This window comes from Azospira inquinata (genome assembly GCF_018905915.1).
Lineage (GTDB): Bacteria > Pseudomonadota > Gammaproteobacteria > Burkholderiales > Rhodocyclaceae > Azospira > Azospira inquinata.
In genome coordinates this window covers 942,005-963,204 of the sequence record NZ_CP064782.1, presented here as the reverse complement: position 1 = coordinate 963,204, position 21,200 = coordinate 942,005, and the positions used below count along the sequence as shown (strand labels likewise).

General features: G+C 64.0%; 20 protein-coding genes. 16 read left to right on the top strand and 4 right to left on the bottom strand.

Features of this window, described 5'->3' with window-relative positions; genetic code table 11:
• Positions 1–4: 4 nt before the first annotated feature.
• The 10 genes from murD (at position 5) to Azoinq_RS04190 (ending at position 10,640) form a co-directional block, all read left to right on the top strand.
• Positions 5–1,369, top strand: coding sequence for a UDP-N-acetylmuramoyl-L-alanine--D-glutamate ligase (gene murD, locus Azoinq_RS04235; RefSeq protein WP_216131984.1), 1,365 nt, complete (start codon positions 5–7; stop codon positions 1,367–1,369).
• A 5-nt stretch (positions 1,370–1,374) separates the two neighbouring features.
• The gene (gene ftsW, locus Azoinq_RS04230) at positions 1,375–2,532 is read left to right on the top strand and encodes a putative lipid II flippase FtsW (protein WP_216132223.1); all 1,158 of its coding nucleotides are present in this window, start codon (positions 1,375–1,377) and stop codon (positions 2,530–2,532) included.
• Positions 2,529–3,593, top strand: a complete 1,065-nt coding sequence (gene murG, locus Azoinq_RS04225; protein ID WP_216131985.1) for an undecaprenyldiphospho-muramoylpentapeptide beta-N-acetylglucosaminyltransferase — start codon at positions 2,529–2,531, stop codon at positions 3,591–3,593. Before ftsW ends, murG begins: the two co-directional genes overlap by 4 nt.
• Before the next feature lie 88 nt (positions 3,594–3,681).
• A complete protein-coding gene (murC, locus tag Azoinq_RS04220; protein ID WP_216131987.1) occupies positions 3,682–5,079 on the top strand; it encodes a UDP-N-acetylmuramate--L-alanine ligase in 1,398 nt (465 codons plus the stop codon).
• A gap of 91 nt (positions 5,080–5,170) precedes the next feature.
• Entirely contained in the window at positions 5,171–6,085 is a 915-nt protein-coding gene (locus Azoinq_RS04215) for a D-alanine--D-alanine ligase (protein ID WP_216131989.1), read from the top strand.
• A gap of 19 nt (positions 6,086–6,104) precedes the next feature.
• The gene (locus Azoinq_RS04210; RefSeq protein WP_216131991.1) at positions 6,105–6,848 is read left to right on the top strand and encodes a cell division protein FtsQ/DivIB; all 744 of its coding nucleotides are present in this window, start codon (positions 6,105–6,107) and stop codon (positions 6,846–6,848) included.
• Position 6,849: 1 nt separating this feature from the next.
• Positions 6,850–8,079, top strand: a complete 1,230-nt coding sequence (gene ftsA, locus Azoinq_RS04205; protein ID WP_216125507.1) for a cell division protein FtsA — start codon at positions 6,850–6,852, stop codon at positions 8,077–8,079.
• Positions 8,080–8,138: 59 nt separating this feature from the next.
• Positions 8,139–9,296 carry a cell division protein FtsZ gene (gene ftsZ / locus Azoinq_RS04200; RefSeq protein ID WP_216125510.1) on the top strand — a complete coding sequence of 386 codons (1,158 nt, stop codon included), beginning with the start codon at positions 8,139–8,141 and terminating at the stop codon, positions 9,294–9,296.
• A gap of 194 nt (positions 9,297–9,490) precedes the next feature.
• On the top strand, positions 9,491–10,426 hold the full coding sequence (gene lpxC / locus Azoinq_RS04195; RefSeq protein WP_216125512.1) for a UDP-3-O-acyl-N-acetylglucosamine deacetylase: 936 nt from the start codon (positions 9,491–9,493) through the stop codon (positions 10,424–10,426).
• Between the two features lie 28 nt (positions 10,427–10,454).
• Entirely contained in the window at positions 10,455–10,640 is a 186-nt protein-coding gene (locus Azoinq_RS04190; protein ID WP_216125514.1) for a hypothetical protein, read from the top strand.
• On the opposite strand, the gene Azoinq_RS04185 is transcribed toward Azoinq_RS04190, so the two are convergent.
• Positions 10,630–11,067, bottom strand: a complete 438-nt coding sequence (locus tag Azoinq_RS04185) for a DciA family protein (protein ID WP_216125517.1) — start codon at positions 11,065–11,067, stop codon at positions 10,630–10,632. The two genes, Azoinq_RS04190 and Azoinq_RS04185, sit on opposite strands and share 11 nt — an antisense overlap.
• 23 nt (positions 11,068–11,090) lie before the next feature.
• Here Azoinq_RS04185 and Azoinq_RS04180 point away from each other — a divergent pair, with 23 nt between their 5' ends.
• The 3 genes from Azoinq_RS04180 to argJ all read left to right on the top strand — a co-directional run bounded on the left by Azoinq_RS04180 (position 11,091) and on the right by argJ (position 16,270).
• Complete coding sequence (locus tag Azoinq_RS04180; RefSeq protein WP_216125520.1) at positions 11,091–12,053, top strand: M23 family metallopeptidase; 963 nt, start codon at positions 11,091–11,093, stop codon at positions 12,051–12,053.
• 126 nt (positions 12,054–12,179) lie between these two features.
• Positions 12,180–14,915: a preprotein translocase subunit SecA gene (gene secA, locus Azoinq_RS04175; RefSeq protein ID WP_216125522.1), complete on the top strand. Its 2,736-nt coding sequence runs from the start codon at positions 12,180–12,182 to the stop codon at positions 14,913–14,915.
• Between the two features lie 113 nt (positions 14,916–15,028).
• Positions 15,029–16,270, top strand: coding sequence for a bifunctional glutamate N-acetyltransferase/amino-acid acetyltransferase ArgJ (gene argJ / locus Azoinq_RS04170; protein ID WP_216125524.1), 1,242 nt, complete (start codon positions 15,029–15,031; stop codon positions 16,268–16,270).
• Between the two features lie 84 nt (positions 16,271–16,354).
• Here the strand turns inward: argJ and Azoinq_RS04165 are convergent, their stop codons facing one another.
• Positions 16,355–17,332 carry a cytochrome-c peroxidase gene (locus Azoinq_RS04165; protein ID WP_216125526.1) on the bottom strand — a complete coding sequence of 326 codons (978 nt, stop codon included), beginning with the start codon at positions 17,330–17,332 and terminating at the stop codon, positions 16,355–16,357.
• A 186-nt stretch (positions 17,333–17,518) separates the two neighbouring features.
• On the opposite strand from Azoinq_RS04165, the gene Azoinq_RS04160 reads away from it, so the two are divergent.
• A complete protein-coding gene (locus tag Azoinq_RS04160; protein ID WP_216125528.1) occupies positions 17,519–18,442 on the top strand; it encodes a LysR substrate-binding domain-containing protein in 924 nt (307 codons plus the stop codon).
• Here the strand turns inward: Azoinq_RS04160 and Azoinq_RS04155 are convergent.
• Positions 18,434–19,030 carry a class I SAM-dependent methyltransferase gene (locus Azoinq_RS04155; RefSeq protein ID WP_216125538.1) on the bottom strand — a complete coding sequence of 199 codons (597 nt, stop codon included), beginning with the start codon at positions 19,028–19,030 and terminating at the stop codon, positions 18,434–18,436. The genes Azoinq_RS04160 and Azoinq_RS04155 overlap by 9 nt on opposite strands.
• A 4-nt stretch (positions 19,031–19,034) precedes the next feature.
• Positions 19,035–19,418 (bottom strand): Co2+/Mg2+ efflux protein ApaG, encoded by a 384-nt coding sequence (gene apaG / locus Azoinq_RS04150; RefSeq protein ID WP_216125551.1) that lies wholly within the window; start codon positions 19,416–19,418, stop codon positions 19,035–19,037.
• Between the two features lie 170 nt (positions 19,419–19,588).
• On the opposite strand from apaG, the gene rpe reads away from it, so the two are divergent.
• Together rpe and Azoinq_RS04140 are read left to right on the top strand one after the other, a co-directional pair.
• Positions 19,589–20,278: a ribulose-phosphate 3-epimerase gene (gene rpe / locus Azoinq_RS04145; protein WP_216125558.1), complete on the top strand. Its 690-nt coding sequence runs from the start codon at positions 19,589–19,591 to the stop codon at positions 20,276–20,278.
• Between the two features lie 76 nt (positions 20,279–20,354).
• Positions 20,355–21,020, top strand: a complete 666-nt coding sequence (locus tag Azoinq_RS04140; RefSeq protein ID WP_216125561.1) for a phosphoglycolate phosphatase — start codon at positions 20,355–20,357, stop codon at positions 21,018–21,020.
• Positions 21,021–21,200: the final 180 nt, after the last annotated feature.

Genomic DNA, 21,200 nt, shown 5'->3' with positions numbered 1-21,200 from the left:
GGAAATGAAACTCCAAGGCAAACTGGCGGTGGTGGTGGGACTCGGGGAGTCCGGCCTGGCCATGGCCAAATGGCTGAGCCGGGAAGGCGCCCGGGTTCGGGTGGCCGACAGCCGCCTTGCGCCTCCCAATCGGGAGGCTTTGCAGCAAGCCGTTCCGGCCGCCACTCTGGTGTGCGGCCCCTTCAGCCATACCACCTTTGGGGACGGGGATCTGGTTGCCGTTTCCCCCGGGGTGCCGGTGCAGCAGGTACAGCCCCACCTCCGGGCCGATCAGCCCCTGGTCTCCGAAATCGAACTGTTCCTCTGGGCCCTGCGGGAAAAGACTCCCGGGGCCAAGCTGGTCGCCATAACGGGCAGCAACGGCAAAACCACCACCACTACCCTGGTGGGTGCCCTGGGCAACGGGGCCGGGGTGAAAACCCAGGTGGCGGGCAATATTTCTCCCTCCGCCCTGGATGCCTGGATGGAAGCCCTGGAAACGGGCCAAATGCCCGAACTGTGGGCCTTGGAGCTTTCCAGCTTTCAGCTGGAAACCACCCACAGCTTGAACGCGGACGGGGCGGCCCTCCTCAATGTGTCGGAAGATCACCTGGACCGTTACGCCGGTTCCATGGACCTTTACACCCAGGCCAAGGCCCGGGTGTTCCAGGGCGCCCGGGTCATGGTCCTGAACCGGGATGATGACCGGAGCCTGGGTCAGGCCGCCTGCGGCCAAGCCTTTGTCTCCTTCGGCCTGGACCGGCCGGCTCGGGAGCAGGATTACGGCCTGGTGGATGGTGCCATCTGCCGGGGGAGCCAAGCCCTGATCGCCCTCCGAGACCTGAAGCTCACCGGCCTGCACAACGCGGCCAATGTGATGGCCGCCCTGGCCCTGCTGGAAGCCGTGGGGATCGCTCCCGAACGGGTGCTGGCGACGCTGAAGGCTTTCCAGGGGCTGCCCCATCGAGTGGAATGGGTGGCCCGGGTAAACGGCGCCGATTATTACGACGATTCCAAGGGCACCAATGTGGGGGCCACCCTGGCCGCCATTGAGGGCTTGGGCCGTCCCTTGGCCATTGTCCTGGGCGGCGACGGCAAGGGGCAGGACTTTTCCCCCCTCAAAGCCGCCCTGGCCCAGCATGGCCGCGCCGTGGCCCTGATTGGCCGGGATGGCCCAGCCATCGGTCAGGCCCTGGCGGGACTGGAACTGCCCCTGGCCTCCTTTGCCACTATGGCCGAGGCCGTGACCTGGCTGGCCGCCCAGGCCCAGGCCGGAGACGGGGTCTTGCTCTCCCCGGCCTGCGCCAGCCTGGACATGTACCGCAATTACGCTGAACGCTCCGCCGACTTCATCGCCGCCGTGGGCGCCTTGCCGGGAGACCGGTCGTGAATGTGATGAGCGCCATCCACGGCCCCCGGCGCATGCCCACTGAGGTGGACATGGTGCTGCTGTGGTCGGCTTTGGCCCTGTTATTCACCGGCCTAGTGATGGTCTATTCCGCCTCCATCGCCACCGCCGAAGGCAGCCGCACCACCGGCTACCAGCCCGCCTATTTCCTCATCCGCCACGGGGTGTTCCTGACCATTGCCCTGGTGGCGGGAGCCTTTGCCTTCCAGGTGCCCACCAAAACCTGGCAGGAATGGGCTCCCTGGCTGTTCATGATCGGGGTGGTGTTCCTGGCGGTGGTCCTGGTGCCCGGCCTGGGCCGCTCGGTAAACGGCTCCCGGCGTTGGATTTCCCTGGGGATCGCCAATCTCCAGCCCTCCGAATTGATGAAGCTCTTCGCCGTGCTCTACGCCGCCGATTACACGGTGCGCAAAATGGCTTTCATGCATGACCTGAAAAAGGCCTTCCTGCCCCTGGCGGCGGCCATGGTGGTGGTGGCCGCCCTGCTGCTGCGGGAGCCGGACTTCGGCGCCTTCGTGGTCATTGTCAGTATTTCCATGGGCATCCTGTTCCTGGGCGGCCTGCGGGCCCGGCTTTTCGCCATCCTCATTGCTGTGTTGGTGGTGGCCTTCCTGATCATGATCTGGACGTCCCCCTACCGGCGGGAACGGCTCCTGGGCTTTATGGATCCCTGGCAGGACGCTTTCGGCAAGGGCTACCAGCTGTCCCACGCCCTGATCGCCTTTGGCCGGGGGGAATTCTTCGGCGTCGGTCTGGGGGCCAGCGTGGAAAAACTTTTCTATCTGCCGGAAGCCCATACGGACTTCCTCCTGGCCGTGATTGCGGAGGAACTGGGCTTTGCCGGGGTGCTGGCGGTGATTTTCTTCTTCGCCCTCCTGGTGCATCGGATTTTTCTCATCGGCCGTCAGGCCGTGGCTCTGGATCGCCTCTACCCGGCCCTGGTGGCCATGGGGATCGGCATCTGGTTTGGCGTCCAGGCCTTTATCAATATGGGAGTGAATATGGGCTTGCTGCCCACCAAGGGGCTGACCTTGCCCCTGATGAGTTTCGGCGGTTCCGGGGTGGTAGCCAACTGCATCGCCCTGGGCATTCTGCTGCGGGTGGATTGGGAAAATCGCCAGTTGATGCGGGGGGCCAAGGTATGAGCGGGCAAACCCTGTTGGTCATGGCCGGTGGTACCGGTGGCCATATTTTCCCCGCCCTGGCGGTGGCCGAACGGCTTCGGGATCAGGGCTGGAAAGTGGTGTGGATGGGCAATCCGGAAGGCATGGAAGGCCGTCTGGTGCCCGCCCACCATTTCCCCCTGGCTGGGGTGAGCTTTGGCGGCCTGCGGGGCAAGGGCTTGCTGCGCAAGCTGGCTCTGCCGTTCAATCTGGCCCGGGCCCTGGGCCAGGCCCTGGGGGCCATTAAGGAAGTGCGGCCCAACGTGGTGCTGGGCATGGGCGGTTACATCACCTTCCCCGGGGGCGTGGCCGCCCGGCTGCGGGGGGTGCCCCTGGTCATCCATGAACAGAATTCCGTGGCCGGCATGGCCAACAAGGCCCTGGCCTCCTGGGCCACCCGGGTGCTATCCGGCTTTCCCAGGGTAATTGCCGGAGGCGAGTGGGTGGGCAATCCGGTGCGTCCGGAAATCGCCGCCCTGACCGATCCAGCCACCCGCTACGCGGAGCGCCAGGGTCCTCTGCAAATCCTGGTGGTGGGCGGCAGTCTGGGGGCTAAGGCCCTCAACGATGCGGTGCCCCAGGCCTTGAGCCTGCTGCCGCCGGAGCGTCGGCCCCAGGTGGTGCATCAGGCCGGGGAAAAGCATATCCAGGCTCTCAAGGACGCCTACGCCCAGGTGGGGGTAAGCGGCCATTGCGTGGCCTTCATCGAAGACATGGCTGGGGCTTACGCCTGGGCGGATTTGGTGATCTGCCGGGCCGGGGCTCTGACCGTGGCCGAGCTGGCCGCCGCTGGGGTGGCCTCCCTGCTGGTGCCCTATCCCCATGCGGTGGATGACCACCAGACCGGCAACGCCCGTTTCCTTTCCGAGCAGGGGGCGGCCCGCCTTCTGCCCCAGGGGGAACTGGGGGCTGAATCCCTGGCTAGCCTCCTAGCGGGACTGGATCGGACCCAGCTGGCCGCTATGGCCACCAAGGCCCGGGAACTGGCCAAGACGGATGCCACTGCCCGGGTCGCCCAAGTTTGCGCCGAGGTGGCCAAATGACCCGGAAACCCTTCTCCCTGCGTATAATCCCGGCCCCCCGGCGGGGCCTGTTGCTTGCCGGGCTTTTCCCTAGCAAGAGGTTGCCAGCATGAAACACATGATCAAACACCTGCACTTCGTCGGTATCGGCGGCGCTGGCATGAGCGGTATTGCCGAAGTGCTCCTCAACCTGGGCTACGAAGTGAGCGGTTCCGACCTGGGCCAAAACGCGGCGACCGCCCGTCTGGCCGGGCTGGGCGCCCGGGTGGTCCAGGGCCACAGCGCGGAAAATATTGCTGGGGCGGACGCCGTGGTGGTCTCCACCGCCGTCAAGGAAGACAACCCGGAAGTGGTGGCGGCCCGGTCCGCCCACGTGCCCGTGGTGCCCCGGGCCCAGATGCTGGCCGAGCTGATGCGCTTAAAGCAGGGCATCGCCGTGGCCGGGACCCATGGCAAGACCACCACCACCAGTCTGGTGGCCTCCATCCTGGCGGAAGGGGGGCTGGACCCCACCTTCGTTATCGGCGGCCGCCTCAATGCGGCGGGAGCCAATGCTCGCTTGGGCACGGGGGATTTTCTGGTGGCCGAGGCGGACGAATCGGACGCTTCCTTCCTCTACCTGTCCCCGGTGATTTCCATTGTCACCAATATCGACGCGGATCACATGGAGACCTACGGCCACGATTTCGGCCGTTTGAAGCAGGCCTTTGTGGATTTCCTCAATCGCCTGCCCTTCTACGGGGTGGCCGTGCTCTGCGTGGATGATCCCAATGTGCGGGACATCCTGCCCCAGGTGCCGAAACAGGTGCTGCGCTACGGTTTTGACCCGGCCATCTGCAACGTCTATGCGGAAAACGTCCGGGAAGCCGGTGGCCAGATGCAGTTCGACGCGGTGCGCAAAAACGGCAGCGAACACCGGGTCTCCATCACCCTCAACCTGCCGGGCCGCCATTACGTGCTTAACGCCCTGGCCGCCTTTGCCGTGGCCACCGAGCTGGGGGTGTCCGATGACGCCATCGTCAAAGCCCTGGCCGAATTCAAGGGGGTGGGGCGCCGCTTCCAGCGCTACGGCGAACTGCCTTGCCCCAAGGGGGGCACGTTCACCCTGGTGGACGATTACGGCCACCATCCCCGGGAAATGACCGCCACCCTGGCCGCCGCCCGGGGCGCGTTCCCGGGACGCCGCCTGGTGCTGGCCTTCCAGCCCCACCGCTACAGCCGCACCCGGGATTGCTTCGAAGATTTCGTCAAAGTGTTGTCCAGCGTGGATGCCCTGGTGCTCACCGAGGTTTATGGCGCCGGGGAAGCCCCCATTGTGGCGGCGGACGGCCGCTCCCTGGCCCGGGCCCTGCGGGTGGCGGGCAAGGTGGAACCGGTTTTTGTGGAAGAAGTGGCGGCCATGCCCCAGGCCATTCTGGACCTGGTCCGGGACGGGGACGTGGTGCTCACCATGGGTGCTGGCTCCATCGGCACCGTGCCCGGCAAGTTGGCCGCCGGCAAGGTTTGAAGGCAGAAGGATTCGATGATGCACGGCGACCGTGAAAACCCAGACCGGCTGGTTGCAAGCGGCCACGGTTGCCCCATGAAAGGTTAGAACAATGAGTCAAGCAAGCAGTTTCGGCAAAGTGGCAGTGCTTTTCGGCGGCAAGTCCGGGGAGCGCAAGGTCTCCCTCTCCAGCGGCTCCCGGGTGCTCTCCGCCCTGCGCAGCCAGGGGGTGGATGCCCACGGGTTTGATCCGGCGGAACGGTCTCTGGACGAGCTGAAGGGCTATGACCGGGCGTTTATCGCCCTCCACGGCCGCTACGGGGAAGACGGCACCATCCAGGGCGCCCTGGAACTGATGGACATCCCTTACACGGGCAGCGGGGTACTGGCCTCCGCCCTGGGCATGGACAAATGGCGCACCAAGCTGCTCTGGCAAGCCGCTGGCCTGCGGGTGCCCAACTACGCCCTGCTGGACGACCAAAGCAATTTCGCTGAAGTGGAAGAACAACTGGGCCTGCCCCTGTTCGTCAAACCCGCCTGCGAAGGCTCCTCCATCGGGGTTTCCATGGTGACCCTGCCCGGCGGCCTGGAAGGGGCTTACCGGGAAGCGGCCCGCCACGACAAGCTGGTGCTGGCGGAGCAGGGGGTGACCGGAGGGGAATACACCGTGGGCATCCTGGGGGAACAGGTGCTGCCCATCGTCAAAATCGAGCCGGCCAACGCCTTCTACGACTACGAAGCCAAGTATCTCCGGGACGACACCCGTTACCTCTGCCCCTGCGGCCTGCCTGCTGACCGGGAAGGGGCCATCCAAGCTGATGCCCTGCGGGCCTTTAAGGTGCTGGGCGGGCGGGGCTGGGGCCGGGTGGATTTCCTCATGGATGAAGCGGGTCAGGCCCATTTCCTGGAAGCCAACATGGCCCCGGGCATGACCGACCATTCCCTGGTGCCCATGGCCGCCCGGGTGGCCGGCATCAGTTACGAAGACCTGGTGATGCAGGTTCTGGCCCTGGCCAGCCTGGGTTAAGGATAAGGACGCCTCCGCCATGTGGCACAAGCCCCAGCTCATGACCGCCATCGCTGACCTGCTCTTCGTAGCAGGGGCGGCGGCGTTGCTGGCGGCCCTGGCCCTGGGCGCCATGCGCCTGCCCCTCTTTCCCCTCAAGGAAGTGGATTTTGTCCAGCCCTTGAAGGAAGTGCAGCGGGGGGAAATCGAACGCACCCTGTCCGGTCTGCTGCGGGGCAACTTTTTCAGCGTCAATCTGGATCTGCTGCGCCAGTCCCTGGAAAAGCTGCCCTGGGTGCGCAAGGTGGAAGTGCGGCGGCGCTGGCCGGGCAAGCTGGAAATCCGCCTGGAGGAGCAACAGCCCGTGGCCCGCTGGGGAACCAGCGGCACGGAACTGGTGAATTCCTACGGGGAAGTGTTTGAGGCGGTGATGCCCCAGACCCAGATGGACGCCCTGCCCGAGCTGGCCGGGCCCACGGGCTCCAGCCAGGACGTGCTGCGGCGCTTTGATGAATTTACCCGGGCCCTGGGGCCCGTCGGCCACCAGCCCCGGCAGCTGGTGCTGAGTCCCCGGCTGGCCTGGCAGGTGGTTCTGGACAACGGCATGGTGCTGGAACTGGGGCGGGAGCAGCCCAAGTCCCCGGTGGCTACCCGGCTGTCCCGGTTTGTAGCGGTGTATTCCTCCACCCTGGCGGAGCGCAAGCCCGGGGCGGTGGATTTGCGGTACCCCAATGGTTTTGCCCTGCGGCTGGCGGCTGCGGGCGTTGATGGCAAAGGAAAGTAGCATGAGCAGGGATAGCAAGGATCTGATTGTCGGCCTGGATATCGGCACCTCCAAGATTGTGGCGCTGGTGGCCGAAGTCACGCCGGAGGGGCACCTTAACGTCATCGGCATGGGCAGTCAGGAATCCCGGGGCCTGCGCAAGGGCGTGGTGGTCAACATCGAGGAAACGGTGAGCGCCATCTCCCGGGTGGTCCAGGAAGTGGAGCTGATGGCCGACTGCAAGGTCACCAACGTCTATACGGGGATCGCCGGTAGCCACATTAAGAGCTTCAACTCCAACGGCATGGTGGCCATCAAGGACAAGGAAGTGACCACCATGGACCTGGATCGGGTGATCGAGACTGCCCGGGCCATGCCCATTCCGGCGGATCAGGAAATCCTCCACATCCTCACCCAGGAATTCATCATCGACGACCAGGACGGTATCCGGGAGCCCATCGGCATGAGCGGTTTCCGCCTGGAAGTGAAGGTGCACATCGTCACCGGTGCCGTCTCCGCCGCCCAGAACATCGTCAAATGCGTGCGTCGCTGCGGCCTGGAGGTGAATGACCTGGTGCTCCAGCCCCTGGCCTCCAGCTACGCCGTGCTCTCCGAGGATGAAAAGGACCTGGGAGTGTGCCTGGTGGATATCGGTGGGGGTACCACGGACATCGCCATCTGGACCCAGGGCGCCATCCGCCACACCTCCGTCATCCCCATTGCCGGGGATCAGGTGACCAACGACATCGCCATGGCCCTGCGCACCCCGACCCGGGAAGCGGAAGACATCAAGCGTAAGTACGGCTGCGCCCTGTCCCAACTGGCCGATCCGGAAGACGTGATTGAAGTGGCCGGGGTGGACGACCGTCCCAGCCGCAAGCTGTCCCGCCGGGCCCTGGCCGACGTGATCCAGCCCCGGGTGGAGGAGCTTTACGAGCTGGTCCAGGCCGAGCTGCGCCGCTCCGGCTTCGACGAGGTGCTGTCCTCCGGCATCGTGCTCACCGGTGGGGCTTCCGTCATGCCCGGCATGATCGAACTGGGGGAGGAGATTTTCCACATGCCGGTGCGCATGGGGGTGCCCAAATACACGGGGGCCCTGGCCGATGTGGTGCAAAGCCCCCGGTTTTCCACCGCCTACGGCCTGCTTCTGGAAGCCCAGGCGCAGCGTAAGCGGGGTCAGAAGGTGCAGGAAACGCGGAATGTGAAGCAGATTTTTGGCGTCATGAAGTCCTGGTTCGAAAAAAACTTTTAAGCATCAATCTTTCAACGCAATTTTTGTTTTCAGTGAATCATCCGTAGGAGGCGAAGTCCATGTTTGAAATCATCGATAAGGAAGAAAACGCCGGCACCGTGATCAAAGTCATCGGTGTCGGTGGGGCGGGGGGCAATGCGGTGGACCACATGATCCGGGAAGAGGTGCAGGGGGTGCAGTTCGTCGCCGCCAACACCGACGCCCAGGCTCTGGGTCGCAGCCTGGCCGCGGAAAAGATGCAATTGGGCAGTTCCGGTCTGGGGGCCGGGGCCAAGCCGGAAGCCGGTCGTAATGCGGCCCTGGAAGAACGGGAACGCATCGCCGAGCAGCTGGAAGGGGCCCACATGGTCTTCATTACCGCCGGCATGGGCGGTGGTACCGGTACGGGCGCAGCCCCCATCGTGGCGGAAGTGGCCCGGGAAAAGGGCATCCTCACCGTGGGCGTGGTCACCAAGCCCTTCGCCTTTGAAGGCAAGCGGGCCAAGATCGCCGAAGCGGGCATCGCCGAGCTGCAAAAGCACGTGGATTCCCTCATCGTCATCCTCAACGACAAGTTGATGGACGTGCTGGGGGACGACGTCTCCATGGAAGAAGCCTTCAAGGCGGCGGACAACGTGCTGCGCAACGCCGTGGGCGGCATCGCGGAAATCATCAACTACCCCGGCCTGGTGAACGTGGACTTTGAAGACGTGCGCACCGTCATGGGGGAAATGGGCATGGCCATGATGGGCTCCGCCTACGCCTCCGGCGTGGATCGGGCCCGTATCGCCGCCGAACAGGCCGTGGCTTCTCCCCTGCTGGAAGGGGTCAATCTGTCCGGCGCCCGGGGCGTGCTGGTGAATATCACCGCCTCCCGCAGCCTGAAGATGAAGGAAGTGAACGAGGTGATGAATACCATCAAGGAATTCGCCGCCGAGGACGCCCACATCATCTTCGGTGCGGTGTTTGACGAAGAAATGGGCGAACAGCTGCGGGTCACCGTGGTGGCCACCGGTCTGGGCCAAGCCCAGGCCAAGCGCCAGCCCCTGGAAGTGATCAACACCGCCACCACGGTGCGGACCGGGACGGACGACGCGGCCCTGACCGTGGATTACGGCCAGCTGGACGCAGTGCCCGCTGTGATCCGCAAGGGCCGCAACGCCACGGTGGAAGCCCTGGCCAACAGCGGCGTGGATCGCTACGACATTCCGGCTTTCCTGCGCAAGCAGGCGGATTGATCCGGCTCCGGCGCTTCGGGGAAGCTGACCCCGCCGTCCCGCTTCGCCAGCGGGCCACGGCTGGCGTCGCCTCCCGCCACGCCGTGCCGGGTCAGGCCCCGACGTCGGCAGCCGGCAACAGACTGTAACAATCGCCTCCTTAAGGGGAGGGGCGCCCGTGGTAAAATGCGCCCCTCTTCTCTTATTCCCATGCCATGTTAAAGCAGCGTACCCTCAAATCCCTGATTCGCGCCTCCGGCGTCGGGCTCCATAGCGGCGTCCGGGTCAATGTGGTGCTGCGTCCGGCTGCACCGGACACGGGGATCGTGTTTCGCCGGGTAGATCTGGCGGAGCCCGTGGATCTTCGCGCTGATGCTTTGCTGGTGGGGGACACCCGCCTCTGCTCCTGCCTGGAGCAGCAAACCCCGGAAGGGTTGGTTAAGGTGGGGACCGTGGAACATTTGATGTCCGCCCTGGGGGGCTTGGGCATCGACAACGTCTATATCGATCTGGATGCGGCGGAAGTGCCCATTCTGGACGGTTCGGCGGCGCCTTTCGTTTTCCTGATTCAATCCGCCGGTATCGCCGAACAGGCGGCGGCGAAGAAATTTATCCGGATTACCCGGCCCGTGGAAGTGCGGGACGGGGACAAGTGGGCCCGTTTCGAGCCCTACGACGGCTATAAGCTGTCCTTTTCCATCATCTTCAACCACCCGGCCATCGACAAATCGGCCCAGTCCGTCACCATCGATTTCGCTGACCAGTCCTATCCTCGGGAAGTGGCCCGGGCCCGCACCTTCGGCTTCATGCAGGATGTGGAAATGCTGCGGGAAAATGGTCTGGCCCTGGGGGGCGGTCTGGAAAACGCCATCGTCCTGGACGAATACCGGGTGCTTAACGCGGACGGCCTGCGCTACGGGGATGAGTTCGTCAAACACAAGGTGCTGGACGCCATCGGTGACCTTTATCTCCTGGGCCATCCTCTGCTGGCGGCCTTTTCCGCCTACAAGTCCGGTCATGGCCTGAATAACCAGCTGGCCCGGCAACTGCTCAAGGAGCGGGATGCCTGGGAAATCGTTACCTTCGAGGATCAGGCAACGGCGCCCGCCGGTGTCCTGCGCTGGCTGGAATTGCCTGCCCAGGCGGCGTAAGTCCCTTGGGGGCGGCACGGGAGAAGCCATGTTGCTGCTGAGACTGTTGGGAATCCTGGTTTTGCTGGGAGTGGGCGCCGCCGTGGCGCTCTTTTTGTTTACCCGTAATTCCCGTTATCTGGACTGGGCCTGGCGTCTCTTCCGTTATGCCTTGATGGTGGCCCTGCTGGTGTTCGCCCTGTTGGTCCTGGAGCGCCTCCTGCCTATGCTTTGATGGCGGCCCGCTGTACCAGTTCTTCCAGGGCTCGGCGCAGGGAGGATTGCTCCGGCAGCCCATGGGCCAGATCGGTGAGCTGGGAACCGGCGCTCTGGGAAATGGGATGGACCTGGGGCGGGGGCGGCAGGGGCGTAGTAATTCGCCCTTGTACTTTCACCTTGACCTCACTACACTCGAACCCTCTTTTTGCAAACTCGCCAGCCAACGACCGGGTCATCTGGGACAATTTGGCGGCGATAGCGCCACTTTCGGCGTGAATCACCACAATTCCCTGCTTGATATTGGCAACCGTACTGCCCTGCCCGAGAAAGGCCGGCGCAAATTCCTGGTAGGCGCGCTGCGCCTGCAACACCTGCCATCCATGGGCGAGAACGCTGGCGGCCGCATTGCCGGTATTGAGGTATTTTTCAACTGGATGGTGCATCGATATCTTCTTGGAGGAGCGTCGTGCATATTATTCTCGTCTCCAATCGGCTGGCAACGGCCAAGAGCATTGTTTTAACCCCTACCCGTCTGGCTTTGGGGCTGGCGGTGCTGACCCTGGCTGTGGTGTTTTCCTCCCTGAGCCTGTCCTGGCTGGCCCTGCGCTATCAGGTGCCCGGCGCTCAGGCCTGGTTGGCTTCCGCCAGCCAAAGCCGGGAGGTGGATCGGGAAGGGGCCCTCAAGGGCAGCCTGAATGCCCTGGCCAAGCAGGTGGGCACGCTCCAGGCCCAGCTCCTGCACCTCAATACCCTGGGTCAGCATTTGACCACCCTGGCCGGTCTTAAACCCGGGGACCCGATCCGGACCACCCCCGTGCAGGCGCCCCTGGCCCTGATTAAGGGGGGGCAGGGCGGTCCCCTGGTGCTAGCCCGTACCCCGGCGCCCCTTTCTCCGGAAAGCCTGGCCCGCACCCTGTCCAGCCTGGAAGCCCAGGTCAGCGAGCAGACCCTGATGTTTCGGTATCTGGAGGATCGGCTCATGGATCGGCGTATCCGCCAGATTCTCTTGCCCTCCGCCCTGCCCATCCAGGCCAAGGGCATTGGCTCCCCCTTTGGCCGCCGGGTGGACCCCATTGCGGGGGTGGGGGCCATGCATGAAGGCATCGACTTTGTAGCCGACGTGGGCACCCCCGTGGCCGCCTCTGCCGGCGGGGTGGTGAAGGAGGCAGTGCATCACCCGGAATATGGCAATCTCATTGAGCTGGATCACGGCAACGGTTTCTCCACCCGCTATGCCCACCTGTCCAAAATCCTGGTGCGTCCCGGGCAGATGATCAACCGGGGGCAGGAAATCGCCCTGTCCGGGAATACGGGCCGGTCCACCGGGCCCCATCTGCACTTTGAGGTGCGTTATCAGGGGGCGGCCCAGAACCCGGCCAAATATCTGGATCTGGCGGCCCGCTACGGTATTCGGGTGGCCCGGCGTTAAGCCTGCCGGGCTTTCTGGACGCGGGCGTCCAGGGGGCGGCGTCCCGGGGAAGTGGCGGGGCGATGTGGGGCGGGTTGCCCATGATAGAATCCCTTTTTTTCTCCGCGACGCACGCCGTCCCCCACAATGATTTCCGGTCTCCTCAAAAAAATCTTTGGCAGTCGCAATGATCGGCTGGTCAAGCAGTACTTCCAGGTGGTGCAAAAGATCAACAGCCTGGAAGCGGGCATTTCCGCCCTCTCCGACACGGACCTAAAGGCCAAGACGGAGGAATTCAGACAGCGCTACGCCAAGGGCCAGAGCCTGGACGACCTGCTGCCGGAAGCCTTCGCTGTGGTACGGGAAGCGGGTAAGCGGGTGTTGGGCATGCGCCACTTCGATGTGCAGCTGATCGGGGGCATGGTGCTGCACCATGGCAAAATTTCCGAAATGCGCACCGGGGAAGGCAAAACCCTGGTGGCCACCCTGCCGTCCTACCTCAATGCCATCGCCGGCAAGGGGGTCCATGTCATCACGGTGAATGACTATCTGGCCCAGCGGGATGCGGAATGGATGGGGCGCCTGCATCGCTTCCTGGGACTCACCGTGGGGGTGAATCTGTCCCAGATGGACCACGATGCCAAGCAGGCTGCCTACGCCGCCGACATCACCTACGGTACCAACAACGAATTCGGCTTCGACTATCTGCGGGACAACATGGTCTACGCCGCCGAAGACCGGGTGCAGCGGGGCCTCAATTACGCCATCGTGGATGAGGTGGACTCCATCCTCATCGACGAAGCCCGGACCCCCCTGATTATTTCCGGCCAGGCCGAAGACCAGACCGAGTTTTATATCCGCCTCAATGAGGTGGCGCCCCAACTGGTGCGGGCTGAGAACGAGACTGCTCCCGGGGATTACTGGGTGGACGAAAAGGCCCACCAGGTCTATCTCACCGAGCAGGGCCATGAACACGTGGAAGAAATTCTGGTGGGCATGGGCATGCTCACCGAAGGCCGCAGCCTCTACGACGCCGCCCACATTGTCCTGGTGCACCACCTGAATGCCGCCCTCCGGGCCCACACCCTCTATCTGCGGGACCAGCAGTACGTGGTGCAGAACGGGGAAGTGATCATCGTGGACGAATTCACCGGCCGCTTGATGCCGGGTCGGCGCTGGTCCGACGGCCTGCATCAGGCCGTGGAAGCCAAGGAAGGGGTGAAAATCCAGCACGAGAACCAGACCCTGGCCTCCGTCACCTTCCAGAACTACTTCCGCATGTACGGCAAGCTGGCCGGCATGACCGGTACCGCCGACACGGAAGCTTACGAATTCATGGAAATCTACGGTCTGGAGACCGTGGTGATTCCGACCCATCGGCCGGTACAGCGGAAGGATTTGCAGGATCAGGTGTATCGCACGGCCCAGGAAAAGTACGCGGCCATTATCGCGGACATCCGGGAATGTTATGGCCGGGGCCAACCCGTGCTGGTGGGGACCACCTCCATCGAAAATTCCGAGCTCCTGTCCCAGCTGTTGGATAAGGAAAAGCTGCCCCACCAGGTGTTGAACGCCAAGCAGCATGCCCGGGAAGCGGACATCGTGGCGGAAGCTGGGCAGCCCGGGGTGATTACCATCGCCACCAACATGGCCGGTCGGGGCACGGACATCGTGCTGGGCGGCAATGTGGATAAGCAGGTGGCCCAGGTTCAGGCGGACGAAGCCCTCTCCGATGCAGAAAAGACCCAGCAGGTGGAGGCCATCAAGGCCGCCTGGCAAACCCGTCACGACCAGGTGTTGGCCGCTGGCGGTCTGCACATCATCGGCTCCGAACGCCACGAATCCCGGCGTATCGACAACCAGCTCCGGGGCCGGGCCGGGCGTCAGGGGGATCCGGGTTCTTCCCGCTTCTACCTGTCCCTGGACGACGCTCTGCTGCGTATTTTCGCCGGGGATCGGCTGAAAGCCATCATGGACCGGCTGAAGATGCCGGAAGGGGAAGCCATTGAGCATCCCCTGGTGAGCCGCTCCCTGGAATCCGCCCAGCGCAAGGTGGAAGCCCGCAACTTCGACATCCGCAAGCAATTGCTGGAATACGACAATGTGGCCAACGACCAGCGCAAGGTGATCTACGCCCAGCGTAACGAACTCCTGGAAACGGACGACATTTCCGAAACCATCACGGCCATGCGTCAGGGCGTGCTCTACGACATGTTCCGGGTCTATGTGCCGGAAAACAGCGTGGATGAGCAGTGGGATATCCCGGGCCTGGAAGCCGCTCTGGAATCCGAATTTCACCTCAAGGCCCCGGTAGGGGAATGGTTCAAGTCCGACACCAGCCTGAGCGACGAAGACCTGGCGCGGCGCCTCATCGAAACCGTGGAGAAGGAATACGGGGAAAAAATCGCCCAGGTGGCCGAGCCCGAGGTATTCCACAAGTTCGAGCGGGATCTGATGTTGCAGACCCTGGATTCCCAATGGCGGGAACATCTGGCCGCTCTGGACCATCTGCGCCAAGGCATCCACCTGCGGGGCTATGCTCAGAAAAATCCCAAGCAGGAATACAAGCGGGAAGCCTTCGAGCTGTTTGAAGCCTTGCTTAACAGCATCCGCTCCGAAGTGACCCGCCTGCTGCTCACCGTCCAGATCCGTTCCGTGGAAGAGGCGGACGAGGATGTGGAAGAAGAGACGGCTGCCGAACTGGCCAATCTCCAATTCGACCACCCGGAATTTGATGGGGAAGAGGCGGAAGAGGAAGCGGTCGAAGAAGGCGAAAAAGCCCAGGGACCGGCCCAGCGGGACGGCCTCAAGGTGGGCCGTAACGATCCCTGCCCCTGCGGTAGCGGCAAGAAATACAAGCATTGCCACGGCAAATTGAGCTGATCGCTCCGTTGCCCCTGTGATTCAAGGCGCCGCCCGCCCCACCGTCCGCCCCTTCCCCTGGGAATGGGCGGGCCCGGCGGGCGGCGTCTTTTTTCGTTGAAAAAGGAAAATCCATGACCGTCAATTACCAGACTCCTGCACCTGAAGCCCTCTATCCTGTGGCCGGCGTACGCTTGGGCGTTGCCCAGGCCGGCATCCGCAAGGTGGGGCGGCGGGACCTGACGGTCATCACCCTGGCGGAAGGGGCCACGGTGGCCGGGGTCTTCACCCAGAATCGTTTCTGCGCCGCGCCGGTCCAGCTCTGCCGCCAGCACCTGGCCGGCGGCCCGGGCATCCGGGCCCTGGTCATCAATACGGGCATTGCCAATGCGGGCACCGGGGAACCGGGGCGCCAGGCGGCGGAGCGGACTTGCGCTACCCTGGCCGGGCTCCTGGGCCTGTCCGGCGGTGCCCAGGTGCTGCCCTTTTCCACCGGGGTGATTCTGGAACCCCTGCCCGTGGAGCGCCTGGAAGGGGGCCTGCCGGCGGCTATTGCCGATCTGGCGGAAGCCAACTGGCACAGCGCTGCCCACGCCATCATGACCACGGATACGGTGGCCAAGGCCGCCAGCCGCCGCCTCACGGTGGGGGGCAAGACCCTGACCGTGACCGGCATGTCTAAAGGTTCGGGCATGATTCACCCCAATATGGCCACCATGCTGGGCTTTGTCGCCACCGACGCCGCCGTGCCCCAGGCCCTGCTGGACGGCCTGGTGAAGGAGGCGGCGGACCACTCCTTCAACTGCATTACGGTGGATGGGGATACCTCCACCAATGACTCCTTCATTCTCATGGCCTCCGGCCAGGGGGAACTGAAAATTGCCGGGGCCGCCGATCCGGCCTGGGCGGAGTTGCGTCAGGCGGTCATCGCCGTGGCGGAAGAACTGGCCCAGGCCATGGTGCGGGATGGGGAAGGAGCCTCCAAATTCATCACCATCCAGGTGGAAGGGGGCAAGACCCGGGCAGAATGCCGTCGGGTGGCCTACGCCATCGCCCATTCCCCCCTGGTGAAAACCGCCTTCTTTGCTTCCGACCCCAATCTGGGGCGGATTCTGGCGGCCATCGGCTACGCCGGGATCGACGATCTGGACGTGGATCAAATCCGGGTCTGGCTGGGCAGTGGCAAGGATCAGGTGCTGGTGGCGGAACTGGGCGGCCGGGCCGCCAGCTACACGGAACAGGACGGCCAGCGCATCATGGCCAATGGGGAAATCGATGTCCGGGTGGATTTGGCTCGGGGTGAGGCGGAAAGCCGGGTTTATACCTGCGATCTGTCCCACGACTACGTGACCATTAACGCGGATTACCGGAGTTAATCCTTGCTCCCGGGCTTTGATGCCCGGGCCGAGGGATAAAAAAGGGGAGCCGGCTGGCTCCCCTTTTCTTTTTGCCGGTTTTTCCTAGGGCAGGGCCGGGATGGTGAATTTAGGCATTTCCCCGGTGAGGCTGTGGAGGAAGGCCACCAAGTCGTCCACCTCATTGGGTTTCAGATCGGTTTTCAGCATTTCCTTGCCCATGATTTTCACCGCTTCATCTAGCTTCCAGACGGAGCCGTTGTTGAAGTAGGGGTAGGTGAGGGCCACGTTGCGCAGGGTCTGGGTACGGAAGGCGTGCTTGTCGCTGTCCTTCTTGGTGACCAGATAACGCCCCTCGTCCGTGGAGCCGGGCACCTTAATGGCGTGGAATTGGCCATCGGTGAAGTTGGGACCGCTATGGCAGCCGACGCAGCCCTTTTCCACGAAATACTTCATGCCCTGCTTCTGCTGCAGGCTGAGCGCCTGTTCATCCCCCGCCAGATAGCGGTCGAAGGGGGAATGGGGGGTGATCAGGGTGCGCTCGAAGGCGGCGATGGCCTTGGCCAGGTTTTCTGCCGTAATCGGGTCCTTTTCCGCGAAGGATTCGCTAAAGCGCTTCTGGTACTCGGGGAAGCTCTTCAGGGTGGCTACCGCCTTTTCCAGTGTGGTGTTGTGTTCCACCGCCGCTTGCAGGGGGCCCAGGGCCTGGGTTTCCAGGTTAGGGGCCCGTCCGTCCCAGAATTGGGAGGAAAGGAAGGCCGCATTCAGCACCGTGGGGGAATTGCGGGGGCCCCGCTGGGCGCCGTGGCCGATGGCCCGGGAAACCCGGTCCGTATAGCCCAGGGCCGGGTTGTGGCAGGTGGCGCAGGCGATATTGCCGTCGCTGGACAGGCGGGCATCGAAAAACAGCATTTTGCCCAGTTCCACCTTGGCCGGGGTCTGGGTGTTGTTGGCGGGAATGGGGGGAATGGCGGGCAGGGGCTTGAATAAAGCCTTGTACCGTTCAAAGGGATCGGCGGCATGGCTGCTGCCCATCCAGACGAGCCCGGCCAGGAGGACCGGGATGAAAGCGCGTTTTTTCATAATTTCTCCCTAATTTGCAGGTGTTTGAAGCGAGAGCTTCAAGGCCCCATTCTCCGGGTGGCAAAAGGGTATAATGTTGATTTAAATCAATGACTTATGATAGTAAATGCCTATCGGGCCGATAGCCAAAACCTATAAGCTTTAATACCCAGCCAGGGCCGGATACATAACAAGAAGGGAGGATCCGTGACTTTGACCGAACTGCGCTACATCGTGGCCTTAGCCCAAGAAGGCCGTTTTTCCCGGGCGGCGGAACGTTGTTCCGTGAGCCAGCCCACCTTGAGTGTGGCCATCCAGCATCTGGAAGAGGAGCTGGAGGTGCCTCTCTTTGAGCGGGGTAAGAACCAGGTTTCCCTCACCGAGGTGGGGGAACAGGTGGTGGCCCAGGCCATCCGCACCCTGGAGGAAGCGGAACGGGTGCGCCAGATTGCCCATCGGGGCCGCAATCCCCTGGAAGGGGAACTGAAGCTGGGGGTTATCCACACCGTGGGGCCCTATCTGCTGCCCGATCTGATTGTTTCCCTGCGCACCCTGGCCCCGGCCATGCCCCTGGCCATCGAGGAAAGCATGACCGCCACCCTGGCGGAAATGCTGGCCCGGGGCGAAGTGGATGCCGCTATTTTGGCCTTGCCCTTCGCCCAGCCGGGTATCCGGGTGCGGCCCTTGTACGACGAGCCTTTCAAGGTGGTGGTGCCCTGCGGCCACCCCTGGCAGGACCGGCCCCTGGTGAGTACGGAGGAGGTGGATGGGGAGGAGGTGCTGCTCCTCAAGGCGGGCAACTGCTTCCGGGATCAGGTCATGGACGCCTGTCCCCAGATCAGCGGGGCGGATACGGAGGTGCGCCAGGGCCATTCCATCGAGACCATCCGCTGCATGGTGGCCTCCGGCTTCGGTATTTCCGTGCTGCCCGCGGGAGCCCTGTGCAAGCCCTATTCCACGGACTTTCTGCGCATTATCCCCTTCTCCGACCCGGCCCCCTCCCGGCGCATTGCCCTGGCCTGGCGGGAAGGTTTCCCCCGGCTTAAAGCCCTGGAGGCCTTGTGCCAGGCCGTGGCCCGCCTGGATAACCCCTGCTACCAGCACCTGCCCGGCGGGCGGCGTCTAGCCTAGGCGGCGGGCCCGGATACGGCGGAACCAGCCCCCCGCCAGGGCGGGCTGGTCATCCTCCAGGATAAGCTCGGGGACGGCGGCCAGCAGGGGCTCCCATTCCACATCCAGGCGGGTCGCCAGATGGCGGGAGAGGGGGGTGAGCCAGCGGCGCAGAGGGGCGCGCTGGCCCGGGCGGAGAAATTTATCTAGCACCAGCAGCTGGCCCCCCGGGCGTAATACTCGGGTCGTTTCCCGGAGGCAGTCCAGGGGGGCGGGCACAACGGCCAGAATCAGGTGTAACACCACCACGTCAAAGGCACCGTCCGCCAGGGGCAGGGCTTGGGCATCGCCTTGCAGGGGCGAGAAGGGGAGGGAGCCGCTCCGGCGTTGGGCCCGGGCCAGCATGGCCGGGGTCAGGTCCAGGCCGGTGTAGTGGTGCTGGGGCGGCAGATAGGGCAGATCCAGGCCCGTGCCCACGCCTAGCAATAACACTCGGGACGGGGTGGCGGGGAGCTGGGCCAGGCTTTGGCGCCGCATTCCCCCGGTGGCGGAAGCCAGCAGGACGTCGTAGAACGGGGCGATCAGGGTGTAGCTGTGGCGCAGGCTCATGGACTCAGTGCAGTACCCGGGGGGCGGCCAGGACGAATTCCGGAATGTCCGCCGCGAAGGGGGTGCCGTCTGCCGCCACCATCTGATAGCTGCCCTGCATGGTGCCCACCGGGGTTTCCAGGGCACAGCCGCTGGTGTATTTAAATTCTTCGCCGGGCTGAAGTAGGGGCTGCTGGCCCACTACGCCCAGGCCTCGCACTTCCTGAACCTCCTGATTGGCGTCGGTGATGATCCAGTGGCGGGAAATGAGCTGGGCCGCTTCCGTACCCGTATTGCGCAGGGTGATGGTGTAGGCGAAAACGTAGTGGTCCTGCTCTGAGTCGGACTGGTCCGCCAGATATTGGGGCAGGGTTTCCACGGCGATCTGATATTTTTTGCTGTCGGCCATGAGGGGAACCAAGGGGTTGGGGTGGGGAGAGTGTGCCCAGGAAAGGCGCCCCCTGACAAGATGGGCCGCCATTTTCGCCTTCCGCCGGGGCGACCGGCGGGCTGGTGGGGCAGGGGAGTGGCGGGGGTTTGGGCGTAAAATCTCTCTTTTATCCCCGTTCCGGTGTGCCCATGTTCGTTATCGCCCCCAGCCTGCTTTCCGCCGACTTCGCCCGCCTGGGCGAGGAAGTGTCGTCTGTCATCGCCTCCGGTGCCGACTGGATTCACTTTGACGTCATGGACAACCACTATGTGCCCAATCTCACCATGGGCCCCCTGGTCTGCCAGGCCATCCGTCCCCACACCACGGCTCCCATCGACGTCCATCTCATGGTCAAGCCCGTGGATCGGATCATTCCGGACTTTGCCAAGGCTGGGGCCAATATCATCACCTTCCATCCGGAAGCCTCGGACCACGTGGATCGCAGTTTGGCCCTGATCCGGGACCAGGGCTGTCAGGCCGGGCTGGTGTTTAATCCGGCCACCCCCCTCCATTACCTGGATTACGTCATGGATAAGCTGGACGTGATTCTGCTCATGAGCGTCAATCCGGGCTTTGGCGGTCAGAAGTTCATCCCCGGCACCCTGGATAAGCTCAAGGAAGCCCGGGCCCGTATCGACGCCTACACGGCCCGGACTGGCCGGGCCATTCGCCTGGAGGTGGATGGGGGGGTGAAGACGGACAATATCGCCGCTATCGCTCGGGCCGGGGCGGATACCTTCGTGGCCGGTTCCGCCGTCTTCGGCGCCGCCCTGGCCACCGATGCCCATGGCTACGATACGGTGATCGCCGCCCTGCGGGGCGCCCTGGCCCAGGTCTGAGGCCCCCTTTCTCCGTTGTTGGGTCTGGGTGTCCCCTGGGGGGAGCCCGGCCCCGGATTTTTGCCCGATTGCCCCCATGACCTATCGCTCCGTTACCTTCGACCTGGATGGCACCCTGGTGGATTCCCTGCCGGATCTGGCCGCCGCTTCCCACGCCGCCCTGGCTGAACTGGGCCTGCCGCCTCGCAGTGACGGGGATATCGCCCGCTTTGTGGGCCAGGGCATGGCGTCCCTGGTGGAACGCTGCCTTACCTGGGGCCAGGCTCCCGAGCCCGCCCAGGTGGAAGCGGCCCTGGTGGTCTTCCGCCGCCATTACGCCCACTTCAACGGCCAGGCCAGTCGCCTGTTTCCCGGGGTGAAGGAAGGCCTGGACCTGTGCCGGGCCCAGGGCCTGGCCCTGGGGGTGGTGACCAATAAGCCGGAAGCCTTTACCTTCCCCCTGCTGGAACAGCTGGGCCTCAGCCCCTATTTCGCATGTGTGGTGGGGGGGGACACCACCCCCCATCGCAAGCCCCATCCCGAGCCCCTGGTCTATGCCTGCCGGGCCCTGGGCACGGTGCCCGCCGCCAATGTGCACGTGGGGGATTCGGTGAATGACTTTCGCGCCGCCCGGGCCGCAGGATGCCCGGCCCTGGCCGTTCCCTATGGCTACAACGAGGGAAGGCCCGTAGACAGGGGCGAATGCGATGCGCTAGTATCAGACCTCGTCGCCGCAGCCCGGTGGATTGTCCCCGGGGCGTGAGACAAAAAAAGATATCCCACTCATCGTGACCTGCAAGTTCAATGCTTATCTGATGGTCTCCCACGCCGCCTGGAGCTGGCGTGGTGCCTGGTGGCGCTCCCCGCGCCAACTTTGACTGATGACCCGTCCGGGCCCGGGCGGCGAGTTGAAACCAGACTCCCGGGTAAGCATTGAGTAATT

Coding starts and splice junctions, on each gene's coding strand:
- Azoinq_RS04165 (WP_216125526.1), bottom strand. CDS start 17,332: ATGAAAAAACGCGCTTTCATCCCGGTCCTCCTGGCCGGGCTCGTCTGG.
- ftsZ (WP_216125510.1), top strand. CDS start 8,139: ATGTTTGAAATCATCGATAAGGAAGAAAACGCCGGCACCGTGATCAAA.
- Azoinq_RS04210 (WP_216131991.1), top strand. CDS start 6,105: ATGTGGCACAAGCCCCAGCTCATGACCGCCATCGCTGACCTGCTCTTC.
- murG (WP_216131985.1), top strand. CDS start 2,529: ATGAGCGGGCAAACCCTGTTGGTCATGGCCGGTGGTACCGGTGGCCAT.
- Azoinq_RS04185 (WP_216125517.1), bottom strand. CDS start 11,067: ATGCACCATCCAGTTGAAAAATACCTCAATACCGGCAATGCGGCCGCC.
- ftsW (WP_216132223.1), top strand. CDS start 1,375: ATGAGCGCCATCCACGGCCCCCGGCGCATGCCCACTGAGGTGGACATG.
- lpxC (WP_216125512.1), top strand. CDS start 9,491: ATGTTAAAGCAGCGTACCCTCAAATCCCTGATTCGCGCCTCCGGCGTC.
- argJ (WP_216125524.1), top strand. CDS start 15,029: ATGACCGTCAATTACCAGACTCCTGCACCTGAAGCCCTCTATCCTGTG.
- murD (WP_216131984.1), top strand. CDS start 5: ATGAAACTCCAAGGCAAACTGGCGGTGGTGGTGGGACTCGGGGAGTCC.
- Azoinq_RS04155 (WP_216125538.1), bottom strand. CDS start 19,030: ATGAGCCTGCGCCACAGCTACACCCTGATCGCCCCGTTCTACGACGTC.
- murC (WP_216131987.1), top strand. CDS start 3,682: ATGAAACACATGATCAAACACCTGCACTTCGTCGGTATCGGCGGCGCT.
- rpe (WP_216125558.1), top strand. CDS start 19,589: ATGTTCGTTATCGCCCCCAGCCTGCTTTCCGCCGACTTCGCCCGCCTG.
- ftsA (WP_216125507.1), top strand. CDS start 6,850: ATGAGCAGGGATAGCAAGGATCTGATTGTCGGCCTGGATATCGGCACC.
- secA (WP_216125522.1), top strand. CDS start 12,180: ATGATTTCCGGTCTCCTCAAAAAAATCTTTGGCAGTCGCAATGATCGG.
- Azoinq_RS04215 (WP_216131989.1), top strand. CDS start 5,171: ATGAGTCAAGCAAGCAGTTTCGGCAAAGTGGCAGTGCTTTTCGGCGGC.
- apaG (WP_216125551.1), bottom strand. CDS start 19,418: ATGGCCGACAGCAAAAAATATCAGATCGCCGTGGAAACCCTGCCCCAA.
- Azoinq_RS04140 (WP_216125561.1), top strand. CDS start 20,355: ATGACCTATCGCTCCGTTACCTTCGACCTGGATGGCACCCTGGTGGAT.
- Azoinq_RS04190 (WP_216125514.1), top strand. CDS start 10,455: ATGTTGCTGCTGAGACTGTTGGGAATCCTGGTTTTGCTGGGAGTGGGC.